Origin of the sequence: Subtercola boreus (assembly GCF_003399635.1) — a bacterium.
Taxonomy (GTDB): Bacteria; Actinomycetota; Actinomycetes; order Actinomycetales; family Microbacteriaceae; genus Subtercola; species Subtercola boreus_B.
The window spans coordinates 50,509-63,822 of sequence record NZ_NBXB01000018.1; the positions used below are offsets into that span (position 1 = coordinate 50,509).

The 13,314-nt window shown below is 67.0% G+C and carries 14 protein-coding genes; 12 read left to right on the top strand and 2 right to left on the bottom strand.

From position 1 onward, the window contains the following. Positions 1-8: 8 nt before the first annotated feature. Genes recA through dapF form a run of 5 tightly spaced genes read left to right on the top strand, consistent with a single transcriptional unit; the run spans position 9 to position 5,406 of the window. The gene (recA, locus tag B7R22_RS06145; RefSeq protein ID WP_116410900.1) at positions 9-1,121 is read left to right on the top strand and encodes a recombinase RecA; all 1,113 of its coding nucleotides are present in this window, start codon (positions 9-11) and stop codon (positions 1,119-1,121) included. 2 nt (positions 1,122-1,123) lie between these two features. Then, positions 1,124-1,888 carry a regulatory protein RecX gene (locus tag B7R22_RS06150; RefSeq protein WP_116410901.1) on the top strand — a complete coding sequence of 255 codons (765 nt, stop codon included), beginning with the start codon at positions 1,124-1,126 and terminating at the stop codon, positions 1,886-1,888. A 41-nt stretch (positions 1,889-1,929) separates the two neighbouring features. After that, entirely contained in the window at positions 1,930-3,540 is a 1,611-nt protein-coding gene (miaB, locus tag B7R22_RS06155; RefSeq protein WP_116410902.1) for a tRNA (N6-isopentenyl adenosine(37)-C2)-methylthiotransferase MiaB, read from the top strand. 16 nt (positions 3,541-3,556) lie between these two features. Further along, positions 3,557-4,483: a tRNA (adenosine(37)-N6)-dimethylallyltransferase MiaA gene (gene miaA / locus B7R22_RS06160; RefSeq protein ID WP_116410937.1), complete on the top strand. Its 927-nt coding sequence runs from the start codon at positions 3,557-3,559 to the stop codon at positions 4,481-4,483. A 41-nt stretch (positions 4,484-4,524) separates the two neighbouring features. Next, complete coding sequence (gene dapF / locus B7R22_RS06165) at positions 4,525-5,406, top strand: diaminopimelate epimerase (protein WP_116410903.1); 882 nt, start codon at positions 4,525-4,527, stop codon at positions 5,404-5,406. Positions 5,407-5,460: 54 nt separating this feature from the next. Here the strand turns inward: dapF and B7R22_RS06170 are convergent, their stop codons facing one another. Next, the gene (locus tag B7R22_RS06170; protein WP_116410904.1) at positions 5,461-6,072 is read right to left on the bottom strand and encodes a class I SAM-dependent methyltransferase; all 612 of its coding nucleotides are present in this window, start codon (positions 6,070-6,072) and stop codon (positions 5,461-5,463) included. Positions 6,073-6,118: 46 nt separating this feature from the next. Here B7R22_RS06170 and hflX point away from each other — a divergent pair, with 46 nt between their 5' ends. Beyond that, positions 6,119-7,696 carry a GTPase HflX gene (hflX, locus tag B7R22_RS06175; RefSeq protein ID WP_116410905.1) on the top strand — a complete coding sequence of 526 codons (1,578 nt, stop codon included), beginning with the start codon at positions 6,119-6,121 and terminating at the stop codon, positions 7,694-7,696. 126 nt (positions 7,697-7,822) lie between these two features. Here the strand turns inward: hflX and lexA are convergent, their stop codons facing one another. Beyond that, positions 7,823-8,503, bottom strand: a complete 681-nt coding sequence (gene lexA / locus B7R22_RS06180) for a transcriptional repressor LexA (protein ID WP_116282541.1) — start codon at positions 8,501-8,503, stop codon at positions 7,823-7,825. 285 nt (positions 8,504-8,788) lie between these two features. Here lexA and B7R22_RS06185 point away from each other — a divergent pair, with 285 nt between their 5' ends. The 6 genes from B7R22_RS06185 to B7R22_RS06210 all read left to right on the top strand — a co-directional run bounded on the left by B7R22_RS06185 (position 8,789) and on the right by B7R22_RS06210 (position 13,280). After that, entirely contained in the window at positions 8,789-9,139 is a 351-nt protein-coding gene (locus tag B7R22_RS06185; RefSeq protein WP_116410906.1) for a LysM peptidoglycan-binding domain-containing protein, read from the top strand. A 74-nt stretch (positions 9,140-9,213) separates the two neighbouring features. Beyond that, complete coding sequence (locus B7R22_RS06190) at positions 9,214-10,335, top strand: histidinol-phosphate transaminase (RefSeq protein ID WP_253258910.1); 1,122 nt, start codon at positions 9,214-9,216, stop codon at positions 10,333-10,335. A gap of 10 nt (positions 10,336-10,345) precedes the next feature. Beyond that, entirely contained in the window at positions 10,346-10,954 is a 609-nt protein-coding gene (gene hisB, locus B7R22_RS06195) for an imidazoleglycerol-phosphate dehydratase HisB (protein ID WP_116410908.1), read from the top strand. Then, on the top strand, positions 10,951-11,583 hold the full coding sequence (gene hisH / locus B7R22_RS06200) for an imidazole glycerol phosphate synthase subunit HisH (protein ID WP_116410909.1): 633 nt from the start codon (positions 10,951-10,953) through the stop codon (positions 11,581-11,583). Before hisB ends, hisH begins: the two co-directional genes overlap by 4 nt. Before the next feature lie 144 nt (positions 11,584-11,727). Then, positions 11,728-12,471: a bifunctional 1-(5-phosphoribosyl)-5-((5-phosphoribosylamino)methylideneamino)imidazole-4-carboxamide isomerase/phosphoribosylanthranilate isomerase PriA gene (gene priA, locus B7R22_RS06205; protein ID WP_116410910.1), complete on the top strand. Its 744-nt coding sequence runs from the start codon at positions 11,728-11,730 to the stop codon at positions 12,469-12,471. Next, positions 12,468-13,280 (top strand): SseB family protein, encoded by an 813-nt coding sequence (locus B7R22_RS06210; RefSeq protein ID WP_253258911.1) that lies wholly within the window; start codon positions 12,468-12,470, stop codon positions 13,278-13,280. The genes priA and B7R22_RS06210 overlap by 4 nt, the downstream gene beginning before the upstream one ends. Positions 13,281-13,314: the final 34 nt, after the last annotated feature.

Genomic DNA, 13,314 nt, shown 5'->3' on the forward strand with positions numbered 1-13,314 from the left:
GACAGCACATGCCCTCAGACGCAACTCGTGAGAAAGCTCTCGAAACTGCCCTCGCCCAGATCGACCGCCAGTTCGGCAAGGGGTCCGTCATGCGCCTCGGCAGCGATGACCGTGCCCCTGTCGAGGTGATCCCCACCGGCTCCATCGCGCTCGACGTAGCCCTCGGCATCGGTGGTCTGCCCCGCGGGCGCATTGTGGAGATCTACGGTCCGGAGTCGTCGGGTAAGACGACGCTCACCCTCCACGCGATCGCCAATGCCCAGCGCGACGGCGGGATCGCGGCGTTCATCGACGCCGAGCACGCCCTCGACCCCGAATACGCAAAGAAGCTCGGTGTCGACATCGATGCCCTGCTCGTCTCCCAGCCCGACACGGGGGAGCAGGCGCTCGAGATCGCCGACATGCTGGTGCGCTCCGGTTCGATCGACCTGATCGTCATCGACTCCGTGGCGGCACTCGTGCCCCGCGCGGAGATCGAGGGCGAGATGGGCGACTCCCATGTGGGTCTCCAGGCCAGGCTCATGTCGCAGGCACTCCGCAAGCTGACGGGTGGTCTGAACCAGACGAACACCACCATGATCTTCATCAACCAGCTGCGCGAGAAGATCGGTGTGTTCTTCGGCAGCCCGGAGACCACGGCCGGCGGTAAGGCGCTCAAGTTCTACGCCTCGATCCGCCTCGACATCCGGCGCATCGAGACGCTGAAGGAGGGCACCGAGGCCGTCGGTAACCGCACCCGGGTCAAGGTCGTCAAGAACAAGATGGCGCCGCCCTTCAAGCAGGCCGAATTCGACATCATCTACGGCATCGGCATCTCGCGAGAGGGCAGCCTGATCGACTTCGGTGTCGAGCACGAGATCGTGCGGAAGTCCGGCGCCTGGTACACCTACGACGGTGACCAGCTCGGTCAGGGCAAGGAGAACTCCCGCCGCTTCCTCAAAGAGAACCCCGACGTGGCGCTCGAGATCGAGAACAAGATCAAGATCAAGCTCGGCCTGCTGGCCGACCCGAACGCACCGAAGGTTATGCCAGCCGCCGACGCCAAGGGCGTCGCGGATGCTGGTGCCGCCTCTGTCGAGGCTGCCCCGGTCAAGACGGCTGCTGCGCGCAAGAGCGCCTAGTCGTGGTCGCCAGGGTCACGTACCTTCCCGGTGTGGTGACGCCCGCTGAGGCGGCGGCACCGCCACGCGCGGATAAGCTCGCCGAAGCGGCGGGTGTCGCAGAGCTCGAGGGTGCGCCTGACACGCCGACCGTTCTGCCGAAGGCACTGCCGACTGTGTGGTGGACCGAAGAGGAGCCTGTGGAGGCTCCTGCTGAGGCTCCGGCCGTCGCAGGGCGTCGCTCCGGCCGTACACCCGCCTTCGTCGAGGAGCCGGAAGACGACGAAGAACCCATGGGCGAGGGCGAGCGTGCCGCGTTCCTCGAGAACATCGTGGTGCGTGCCCTGGCCCGCAAGGGTCTCTCCGAGTGGGAGGTGAGCCGGCTGCTGAGCACCAACGGTGTCGAGGAGCACGAGCTCGAGATGTTTTTGGAGCGGTACCGCAGCAATCGCTACATCGACGACTACGACCTCGCCGAGAACCTGGTGGAGTCTCTCCATAGACGAAAGGGCTTCGGCCGGTCGCAGATCAAGGCGGAGTTGTCGGCGAGACACATCCAACAGGAGATCGTCTCCGCTGCGCTCGACGCGCTCGACGACGACGACGAGTTGAAGCGGGCGACCGAGCTCGCTGAGAAGCGCGCCCCGTCCCTCGCACGGCTCGACGCGGCCACGGCCGAGAGACGCCTCACGTCGTTCCTGATGCGAAAGGGTTACCCGTCGGCGATCATCCGTACCGCTGTGAGTGCGGCGCTCAGTCCGCAGACGCGCGGGGTGCGGTTCCGCTGATCGTCCGGGCGACGGCAGCCCGAACGTAGACTGGGCTCACTATGAGCAGTGTGAGTGAAGCCCCGACGATCATCCTTCCGTCCGTTGCAGCGGCGGGGGAGTCTGGTCAGGCGCGCACCTACGAGGTCCGCACCTATGGCTGCCAGATGAACGTGCACGACTCCGAGCGGCTGAGCGGTTCGCTCGAGGCAGCAGGCTATGTGCGCGACCAGTCGGGTGAGCCCGACGTCGTCGTGATCAACACCTGTGCGGTGCGGGAGAACGCGGACAACAAGCTCTACGGCAACCTCGGATTCCTGGCATCGGTGAAGAAACGCCACGAAGGCATGCAGATCGCCGTGGGCGGTTGCCTCGCGCAGAAGGACAAATCGGTCATCCTGTCAAAGGCACCCTGGGTCGATGTGGTCTTCGGCACCCACAACATGGGTGCGCTGCCCAGCCTGCTTGAGCGAGCGAGGCACAATGACGAGGCGCAGATCGAGATTCTCGACTCGCTCGAGACGTTCCCGTCCACCCTGCCCACTAAACGCGATTCGAGCTACAGCGGGTGGGTCTCCATCTCGGTGGGATGCAACAACACCTGCACGTTCTGCATCGTGCCCTCGCTCCGGGGCAAGGAGAAGGATCGCCGCCCGGGCGAAGTGCTCCGCGAGATCCAGTCGCTCGTCGACGACGGAGCGATCGAGGTGACGCTGCTCGGCCAGAACGTGAACTCCTACGGTGTTGAGTTCGGGGATCGGCAGGCGTTCAGCAAGCTGTTGCGGGCGGCGGGTACCATTTCCGGGCTCGAGCGGATCCGGTTCACGAGTCCGCATCCGGCGGCGTTCACCGACGATGTGATCGACGCCATGGCCGAGACGCCGGCGGTGATGCCGCAGCTCCACATGCCGCTGCAGTCGGGATCCGATCGCATCCTCAAGGCGATGAAGCGCTCCTACCGTTCCGAGAAATTCCTCGGCATCCTCGACCGGGTGCGCGCGCGGATGCCGCACGCCGCGATCAGTACAGACATCATCGTCGGTTTCCCCGGCGAGACCGAGGAGGACTTCCAGGAGACGCTCCGTGTCGTGGAGCAGGCGCGCTTTGCAACGGCCTTCACCTTCCAGTACTCCATCCGGGCCGGAACCCCGGCGGCCACGATGCCGGACCAGGTTCCGAAGGAAATCGTCCAGGAACGGTACGAACGCTTGACTGCGTTGCAGGACGGGATCGCCTGGGAGGAGAACCAGAAGGTCGTCGGACGCCGGGTGGAGCTTCTGGTGGCGGCTGAGGGCCGCAAGGATTCCGACACGAAGCGCCTCAGCGGCCGGGCAGAAGACAGCCGTCTGGTGCATTTCGACGTACCTGAGGGGTCGGCTGTGCCGCGCCCCGGCGATGTCGTCACCGTCGAGATCACGGGTGCCAAGCCGTACTACCTGATCGCCGATTCCCGTGATGGTGCACCGCTCGAGGTACGCCGTACGCGTGCGGGCGACGCCTGGGAGCGTGACCAGTCCGACCCGTGCGCGGTGCCCGTGTCGGGTGGAGCTTCCGCCGTCAGCGGTGCGCAGAGCGCAACGGGCAGCACCGCCGCGGGGAGGGTGTCCCTCGGGCTTCCGGGACTCCGGGTTGCGACCAGCCCGATCTACGATCTCGCCGACGATCTCCGCTGAGCCCGAAGTGGAGCACCTGCCCGAACTCGTGGCGGTTGTCGGGGCGACGGGTACCGGCAAATCCGAGCTGTCGCTCGGCCTGGCCGAAAGACTGATCGCGAGCGGTCGACCTGCTGAGATCGTCAACGCCGACGCAATGCAGCTGTACCGCGGTATGGACATCGGAACGGCCAAACTCACCCTCGAACAGAGGCGGGGGATCCCGCACCACCTCCTGGATGTTCTCGAGGTGACGTCTGACGGTTCCGTCGCCGATTACCAGCGTGACGCGAGGGCTGTGATCGACGAGATCCGTGCGCGCGGGGCGGTGCCGATCCTGGTCGGTGGATCGGGACTCTACGTCTCCTCGGTGATCTACGACTTCCGATTCCCGGTGCGTGACGAAGCGGTGCGGGCCCGGCTGGAGGCCGAGCTGGAGGAGCGTGGGCTCGGTGTGCTGTGGCAGCGGCTGAAGAGCGCCGACGCGGAGGCCGCGACATCCATCGGCCAGCACAACGGGCGCCGGGTCATCCGTGCGCTCGAAGTCATCGAGCTCACCGGGAAGCCTGTAACCGGCCAGCTCCCCGAGGAGCCGGTCTGGTGGCGTGACACGGCGGTGATCGCGCTCCGGCACCCACGGGAACTGCTCGTAGAACGACTCGACCGGCGCGTAGAGGAGATGTGGCGGGCCGGTCTTGTCGCTGAGGTCGAGTCGTTGGTGCCCCTCGGTCTCGACCACGGAACCACGGCGCAGCGCGCCATCGGCTATGCGCAGGCGCTGGCGGAGCTGCGGGGGACCCTGTCGCGAGGCGATGCCATCGCCGAGGCGCAGGCACTCACCAGGCGTTACGCGCGGCGGCAGGTGAGCTGGTTCAAGCGCTACCGTGACGCGATCTGGTTCGAGGCCGACGACGAGGCGCTCGTCGACGGGGTGCTGGCAAGCATCCACACGCCGTCTTCGTAGCCCTCGCGCCGGCCATCAGCGGGAGCCTCTAGGCTGGTGCCATGGGCATCGATCTGCATTTCACCAAAGGCCAGGGCACCGGAAACGACTTCGTACTCTTCTCCGATCCCGACGGTGAGATCGACCTCACTCCTGCCCAGATCGCGACGCTCTGCGATCGTCACTTCGGGATCGGAGCCGACGGGCTGATCCGCGCCGTTCGGTCGTCGCGCATTGCCGACGGCGCGCGCTCGCTCGAACTGGATGACGGTGCGGAGTGGTTCATGGACTACCACAATGCCGACGGTTCTGTCGCGGAGATGTGCGGCAACGGCATCCGCGTCTTCTCGAAGTTCCTGCTCGACAATTCCCTGGCGACACTCGAGCCGGGCGACACCCTGGTCATCGGCACGCGATCCGGGGTGATCGATGTGCAGCGGAACCTCACCGGTTTCCAGGCAGACCTCGGCCGGTGGCGGCTCGAGGGCGGTGAGCCGCTCGTGCGTGCCAAGAACCTCCAGGTCGCCCGCCCCGGGCTCGGGATCAACGTCGGCAACCCGCATGTCGTCGTCGCCCTCGCCGACGAGGCGGAGCTCGAGTCGGCCGACCTCAGCTTCATCCCGCACGTCGAACCCGCTCCGGTCGACGGCGCGAACATCGAATTCGTCATCCCCCTCGAACCGCTGGTGCGGAACGGTGTGGGCCACATCCGGATGCGCGTGCATGAGCGGGGCAGTGGCGAGACACTCTCGTGCGGAACAGGGGCCGTCGCTGCGGCGCTGGCGATCCGGCACTGGGCCGGCGCCGGTGCGCCGAACCAGTGGCGCGTCGAGGTTCCGGGTGGTGCGGTCGGCGTGCGCATGTACGCGACCGAAGACGGCGAACACGTGTCGCTCTCCGGCCCCGCCGAGCTGGTCTACGAGGGTGACGTCACGCTGAACTGAGGCGCTCGCGTTGGCGCCGGAGCTGGCCCCAGGGCGCGGCCGCCAGCACCCGAATCACTCGTGCAGGCGTGCCCGAAGCACCCGGTAGCCCTTGTTCGTGGCCGCCCGGGTCACCTGGAAGCTCGGCGGAAGGGTGTCGTCGAGCCAGCGGTGCAGGGAGTCCGACCCGAGGTTCCGCTGAATGACCAGCCACGCATCCGATCCGGGATCCAGGCGCGGCAGCCAGCGGAGCAGCAGCGCGTGCAGTTCGTCTTTGCCGACCCGGATCGGCGGGTTCGACCAGATCGTCATGAACCGGATGTCATCGGGAACATCGTCGGGCAGTACAGCGTTGACATTGCTGAGGCCGAGCGTGGCGGCGTTGGCCCTCACGAGGTCGAGAGCTCGCTCGTTGACGTCAACAGCCCACACGGTGGCGTGGGGTGACAACAGAGCGAGAGCCAGAGAGATCGGGCCCCACCCGCAGCCGATGTCGAGAAGGTGGCCGCCGGGAGGTGGCGACGGAGTGTTCGCGAGCAGAACCTGCGTCCCGGCATCAACTTGGTTGGGGCTGAACACACCGCCGGCGGTCGTGGCGACGAAGTCATGACCGGCCAGGCTCACCGGAATCTCCTTCAATCGGAGTTCCGTGGATGGACGTGCAGAGAAGTAGTGCCCGTTGTCCATAGCCATACAGGGAATGTAGCAAACGAGAGGTCTATCCTTGAAGCCAATGACTGAACACGATTCATCTTTCACCGACGACGCTGGCATCGACGCCGATTCGACCGGTACCGCAGAGACCAGCACGACCCAGGCGCAGGATGCCGTGGGCCGCGTTCTGGCGCGGGCGGAGGCCCGGTCATCCGGGTACGCCCTGTTCTCACCCGGCAGCGCCCAGGCCCTGCAGCGCCCGCAGGAGCGTCTGGCCGGGCAGAACCACGACGGCGACCAGGCCGACCTCGCTGACCGACAGGCGCTCCGCCGCGTCGCCGGGCTCTCGACCGAACTCGAAGACGTCACCGAGGTCGAGTACCGACAGCTCCGACTGGAGAACGTGGTGCTCATCGGCGTCTACACGCAGGGCACACTGACCGACGCAGAGAATTCGCTGCACGAGCTCGCCGCCCTCGCCGAGACCGCGGGTGCTGCGGTACTCGACGGGCTCCTGCAGCGTCGGCCGAACCCCGATCCCAGCACGTATTTCGGCAAGGGCAAAGCCGAAGAGCTCGCCGGCGTAGTGAAGGCGCTCGGCGCCGACACGGTGATCGCCGACAGCGAGCTCGCGCCCAGCCAGCGCCGTGCGCTCGAAGACATCGTCAAAGTGAAGGTCATCGACCGCACCGCCGTGATCCTCGACATCTTCAGCCAGCACGCAAAGAGCCGGGAGGGCAAGGCGCAGGTCGAGCTCGCCCAGCTCGAATACCTGCTGCCCCGCCTTCGAGGCTGGGGTGACTCGATGTCCCGCCAGGCCGGTGGGCAGGTCGGTGGCGCCGGCGCAGGCATGGGGTCCCGTGGACCCGGTGAGACGAAGATCGAGCTCGATCGCCGCCGCATCCACACACGCATGGCACGGCTCCGCAAGCAGATCGCTGCGATGAAGCCCGCACGCGAGGCGAAGCGTGCCAACCGTAAGCGCAATACGGTGCCGTCCGTGGCGATCGCGGGCTACACGAACGCGGGCAAGTCTTCGCTGCTCAACCGCATCACGGGTGCGGGCCTGCTGGTCGAGAACGCGCTGTTCGCGACGCTCGATGCGACTGTGCGGCGCACCCAGACGACGGATGGCCGCGAGTTCACTTTCGTCGACACCGTCGGTTTCGTGCGGAGCCTGCCCACCCAACTCGTGGAGGCGTTCCGGTCCACCCTCGAGGAGGTCGCCGACGCGGATGTCATCGTGCACGTCGTCGATGGGTCGCACCCCGACCCCGCGAGCCAGCTCGCCACGGTTCGCGATGTGATCGGTGAGGCAGGGGCGCGCGACATCCCGGAGCTGGTGGTCTTCAACAAGAGCGACTTGGTCTCTGAGAGCGACCGGATCGTGCTGCGTGGCCTCGAGCCGCACTCGATCTTCGTCTCGGCTCGCACGGGTGAGGGCATCGACGAGATGCTCCGGATGCTCGACGGGATGCTCCCCACGCCGTCGATCGAGGTCGACGTTCTGGTGCCCTACGACCGCGGCGACCTGGTCTCACAGTTGCACGAGCACAGCACGGTGCTGAGCACCGACTACGAAGAGGGCGGCACGCACGTGCGTGCACTCGTCACCCCGGAGATCGAATCGCAGCTGCTGGAGTACAGCACGCACTAGCCGGGGACACCCCCCGGGCAGACGAAAGGCGCCGAACCCTCGCGGGTCGGCGCCTTTCGTCTGTGGTGGAGCGGTCGTACCTGTGGTCGCGCGATGCCGCACGGCGGGCGGATCACCTGCCTCCACTCACACGGAGCGGAGAACTGCCACGACCTTGCCGAGCACGGTGGCGTAGTCGCCGAGGATCGGTTCGAAGTTCGTGTTGCGGGGGAGCAGCCAGGTGTGGCCGTCGCGTTGGCGGAAGACCTTCACCGTGGCCTCCTCGTCGAGCATGGCCGCGACGATGTCGCCGTTCTCGGCGGTGGCCTGCGTTCTGACGACCACCCAGTCACCGTCGCAGATCGCGGCGTCGATCATGGACTCGCCGACGACCTTGAGCATGAAGAGCTCACCCTTGCCGACCAGCTGGCGTGGGAGGGGGAAGATCTCCTCCACCTGCTGCTCAGCCGTGATCGGGATGCCGGCGGCGATGCGGCCGACGAGCGGCACCAGGGCGACGTCGCCGTGTGGTGTCGGGGAGTCGGAGTTCACGCTATCGCTCTTCGGGATGTCGATCAGTACCTCGAGCGCGCGGGGGCGGTTCGGGTCGCGGCGGAGGTATCCGCTCAGCTCGAGCTGGTTCAGCTGGTGGGTGACGCTCGACAGCGAAGCGAGGCCCACGGCGTCGCCGATCTCACGCATGCTCGGCGGGTAGCCCTGCGTGCTGACGGCTTCGGAGATCACTTCGAGGATCGCCAGCTGCTTGTCGCTCAGCGACTTTCGCCGACGGGTACCGCCGCGTTCGGCGGGGAGGCGTTCGCTCGCCATCGGGTTCTCATTCCTGACGGAGACCCAGTGTCAGTGGGTGGTGGTTAAGTTCACAGTGCTGGTCGCACACCGACCAGACAATCGAAACTGTATCGAAAACCGCCCACATTCCAAACACCTGTTCGAGTGTGTCGCGGTATTCGATACCAGATATTGCTTGATTGTTCGAACGTTCGAAGATATATTCGGAACACAGCTTCGTATGCGGCACTCCCGGCCGAGTGTCGCATACGAATCCTGCACCAGTATGAATGCCTCCCCAGGCAGAAGATCCAGGAGATCATCATGACTGCACTACAGCTGCACGGCACTCCCGCTCCTCGACTGCGCCTCAGGCTCACTCGGCGCGGGCGCGTCGTGCTGTCGACGGTCGCTGCGCTACCCCTCATCGCGGCTCTCGCTGCCTTCGCCGTTCTTGGCGGAGGTTCGGCCATCGCGACGGCCCAGCAGGCACCCGTCGAGTTCAGCTACGTCACCGTGCAGTCCGGCCAGAGCCTCTGGTCGGTTGCGTCCCAGCTCGACTCGTCGGCCGACACCCGGGACGTCATCGCCGACCTCGTGAGCCTGAACCAGCTCCCGAGCTCTGAAGTGCAGCCGGGCCAGCGTCTGGCGGTTCCCCTCAAGTACGAGCACTGACCCGTTGCGCAGCGGGTATGCTGGCAGTCGGCAGGTCGACGGTGGGCACAGCTGCTGCCGGTAAACTCGGTCGGGTGAGTTCTCTAGCCGATCTGCCCATCCGTGACGATCTCCGGGGGCTGACGCCCTATGGGGCACCCGAGCTCAAGGTCAGGGTGGCCCTGAACGTCAACGAGAACACGCACCCCATCCCGGAAGATGTGGCCCGCTCCATCATCGAGGCAGTCGCCCTCGAACTGCGCACGGTCAACCGGTACCCCGACCGAGAGTTCCTGAAGCTCCGCGACAGCCTGGCGGGCTACCTGAACGCCACGCTCGTCGAGGAGTCGGCGACGGCGGGTCTGCCGTTCGCCGAGCTGACTCGCGACAACATCTGGGCCGCGAACGGCTCGAACGAGATCCTCCAGCAGATACTGCAGGCCTTCGGCGGGCCTGGGCGCTCAGTGCTCGGCTTTCCGCCCACCTATTCGATGCACCCGATCATCGCGGCGGGCACCGGTACGGAGTGGATCGCCGGCGTCCGCGACGAGAACTTCGAGATCTCGCCCCAGACAGCCGTCGACTGGGTCGAGCGCACCAACCCCGATCTGGTCTTCTTCTGCGCGCCGAACAACCCCACGGGCACACCTCTCTCACTCGAGACGATCGCCGCCGCCTACGACGCCACCGACAAGATCGTCGTCGTCGACGAGGCCTACGCCGAGTTCGGCCCCTCCGGCGAACCCACAGCGCTCTCGCTGCTCGACGGGCGACCGCGCCTCATCGTCTCCCGCACCATGAGCAAAGCCTTCGCCTTCGCGGGTGCGCGGCTCGGCTACCTCGCTGCAGATCCCGCCATCAGCGACGCCCTGCGCCTGGTGCGGCTGCCGTACCACCTCTCCGCCCTCACCCAGGCCGCTGCATCCGCGGCTCTGGCCCACGCGCCGGAGATGCTCGCGATGGTCGACGACATCAAGTCGCAACGTGATCGCATGGCCAAGCGCTTGGCCGAGCTCGGCTACAGCCCCTCCGAGAGCACCTCGAACTTCATCCTCTTCGGCGGAGTTCCCGATCCGCACCGTATGTTCGAGCAGCTCCTCGAGCGCGAGATCATCATCCGGGACCTCGGCATCCCGAACCACCTTCGCGTGAGCGCCGGCACTGAGGCGGAGACGACCGCGTTCCTCGAGGCGATGGACGAGATCACCCCCCGGTAGACTTTTTGGCATGTCGACCGAACCGCGCACAGCCCACCTCACCCGCGAGACCAGCGAATCGAGCATCGAGCTCTCGCTGAACCTCGACGGAACGGGTGTGTCGAACATCGACACCAGCGTGCCGTTCTACAACCACATGCTGACAGCCTTCGCCAAGCACTCGCTCACCGACCTCACCGTGAAGGCGACGGGCGACACCGACATCGACGTGCACCACACCGTCGAGGACATCGGGATCGTGCTCGGCCAGGCCATCCGCCAGGCCCTCGGCGATAAGAGTGGCATCTCCCGATTCGGCGATGCACTCGTTCCCCTCGACGAGGCCCTCGTCCAGGCTGTCGTGGACATCTCGGGTCGACCCTTCCTCGTGCACAGCGGCGAGCCCGCGGGCTTCGAGTTCCACCTCATCGGCGGCCACTTCACCGGGTCGATGGTTCGTCACGTCTTCGAGGCGATCACCTTCCACGCCGGACTGACCGTGCACATCACCGTGCTCGGGGGCCGAGACCCGCACCACATCGCCGAGGCCGAGTTCAAGGCGTTCGCGCGGGCGTTCCGGCTCGCCAAGCAGCTCGACCCGGCGGTCTTCGGCATCCCGTCGACCAAGGGTGCGCTGTGACGCCGAAGAGCGTGGTCGTGTTCGACTACGGCAGCGGCAACGTGCACTCGGCCGTCAAGGCGCTCGAGAAGGTGGGGGCATCCGTCGAGCTGACGGGTGACCGCAGGCGCGCGGCCGACGCCGATGGGCTGTTCGTGCCCGGGGTGGGAGCGTTCAGCGCGGTGATTGCTGCTCTGGAAGCCGTGCGTGGAGGCGACCTCATCGACAAGCGACTTGCCGGGGGGCGTCCGGTGCTGGGCGTCTGCGTCGGCATGCAGGTGCTCTTCTCCCGCGGAATCGAGCGCGGCATCGACAGGGAGGGCCTCGGCGAGTGGCCGGGCACGGTCTCCGAGCTGAAGGCGGATGTCCTGCCGCACATGGGCTGGAACACCGTGCGTGCACCCGAGTCGTCGCGCCTGTTCGCGGGCATCGCCGACGAGCGCTTCTACTTCGTGCACTCCAATGCGGCCCAGCAGTGGGATCTCGAGGTGCAGCCGCCGCTGCCCGCTGCCTCTGTGACGTGGGCCGACCACGGCGGCGAATTCATCGCGGCCGTCGAGAACGGCCCGCTCTCCGCCACCCAGTTCCACCCCGAGAAATCCGGAGACGCAGGCATGCACCTCCTCGAGAACTGGCTGGCCACCCTCTAGCCCTGCCCGCCCGGCCACCCCCGACCCACCAGCATCCCCGACCCACCTCCCGCTCGCCCGATCGAGTCGGGAGTTCCGGTCGCTCAGGCGGTCTCAATCCGACTGAAACTCCTGACTCGATCCATATTGCACCGAAGGAAAGCCATGACCGACACTGCTGCCCCCGCGCTTGAACTGCTTCCCGCGGTCGACATCTCCAACGGTCAGGCGGTGCGCCTCACCCAAGGGCAGGCCGGCACGGAGACGAACCACGGCGACCCGGCCGACGCCGCAGCAGACTGGGTGGCACAGGGCGCCGAGTGGATCCATCTTGTCGACCTCGACGCCGCCTTCGGGCGGGGCAGCAACGTCGATGTCATCCGGAGGGTCATCGCCGAGGCCAAGGACATCAAGATCGAGCTCTCCGGCGGCATCCGCGACGATGCCTCCCTCGAGAACGCCCTCGCCAGCGGCGCCACGCGCATCAACCTCGGCACGGCCGCTCTCGAGAATCCCGACTGGGCGGCGAAGGCCATCGCCCGCTACGGTGATGCGATCGCCGTAGGTCTGGATGTTCGGGGCACGACGCTCGCGGCCCGCGGCTGGACCGAAGACGGGGGAGACCTCTGGGAGGTCCTGGCGCGACTCGAAGACGCGGGCTGTGCGCGTTACGTCGTGACCGACGTCACCAAGGACGGCACCCTGAAGGGCCCGAACGTCGATCTCCTCCGCCAGGTGATGGAGCGCACCGACAAGCCGGTTGTGGCCTCTGGCGGCATATCGAGCCTCGACGACCTCATCGAACTGCGCGAGCTCGTGCCCGCAGGCCTCGAGGGTGCGATCGTCGGGCGCGCACTCTATGCCGGCGCCTTCACGCTGGTCGAGGCGCTGGCGGTCGCCTCCGAGTGACGGATGCCCTGACCCCCGCCGACTCGGCCGGACAGCCCTGGGCCGGTCGAACCTTCGCCTCGCATCCCACCACTTTCGCCGGCGACGACGGAGCGGCACCGGAACTCCTCGTGACAGCGTTGAACCGATTCCACGCGCTGGCGGGGTCGCCCCTCACCGCCGAGGCGAGCTCCGATCTCCTTTCGGCCCAGGCCGCCGTGATCGAGGCTGTGCGGGATGCCCGGCTCCTCGTTCCGCTCCTGGCGCACGCCGGCGAAACAGGCATCGACGAGCACGGACGCACCGTCGACAAGACCCAGGAGCTCTCGATCGTCACGGTGAAGGCGCCGGACGGCCGCGCCGTGCAGCCCGCCTTCACCTCGACCGAGGCGATGGCCCGCTGGAACCCGAAAGCACGCCCCATCCCGACGGCCGCGCGCCGGGTCGCCCTCGCCGCCGCCAGCGAGGGCACCGACCTGATCATCCTCGATCCGACCTCGCCGACCGAGTTCGTGCTCCGGCGCCCGGCTGTCTGGGCGATCGCCCAGGCGACGCCGTGGGTGTCTCCCCTCGGAGACACCGGTGTCGCCGAGGCGTTCGCTCGCTCGCTGACGGGGAAGCGCGACATCCAGAGTCTCCACCTGCGGGCGGGCGACCCGGGGGCACGGCTCGTCGGCACCGAGGTGATCGTCGAGCTCACCCTCGTGCCGGGCCTTGACCGCGACCGACTCGCCGCGCTTATCGCGGCCCTCCAGCAGAACTGGTCGGACAGTGAGATCATCGCAGGCGCCGTCGACTCGCTGTCACTGAAGCTGCTGCAAGGTTCCTGAGCCGCAAGCCGCAAGCCGCAGGCCGCGCGATCAC

What these genes read in the sequence shown, in the direction of transcription:
- recA (WP_116410900.1), top strand. Translation starts at nt 9, where the DNA reads ATGCCCTCAGACGCAACTCGTGAGAAAGCTCTCGAAACTGCCCTCGCC.
- miaB (WP_116410902.1), top strand. Translation starts at nt 1,930, where the DNA reads ATGAGCAGTGTGAGTGAAGCCCCGACGATCATCCTTCCGTCCGTTGCA.
- dapF (WP_116410903.1), top strand. Translation starts at nt 4,525, where the DNA reads ATGGGCATCGATCTGCATTTCACCAAAGGCCAGGGCACCGGAAACGAC.
- B7R22_RS06170 (WP_116410904.1), bottom strand. Translation starts at nt 6,072, where the DNA reads ATGGACAACGGGCACTACTTCTCTGCACGTCCATCCACGGAACTCCGA.
- hflX (WP_116410905.1), top strand. Translation starts at nt 6,119, where the DNA reads ATGACTGAACACGATTCATCTTTCACCGACGACGCTGGCATCGACGCC.
- lexA (WP_116282541.1), bottom strand. Translation starts at nt 8,503, where the DNA reads ATGGCGAGCGAACGCCTCCCCGCCGAACGCGGCGGTACCCGTCGGCGA.
- B7R22_RS06185 (WP_116410906.1), top strand. Translation starts at nt 8,789, where the DNA reads ATGACTGCACTACAGCTGCACGGCACTCCCGCTCCTCGACTGCGCCTC.
- hisB (WP_116410908.1), top strand. Translation starts at nt 10,346, where the DNA reads ATGTCGACCGAACCGCGCACAGCCCACCTCACCCGCGAGACCAGCGAA.
- priA (WP_116410910.1), top strand. Translation starts at nt 11,728, where the DNA reads ATGACCGACACTGCTGCCCCCGCGCTTGAACTGCTTCCCGCGGTCGAC.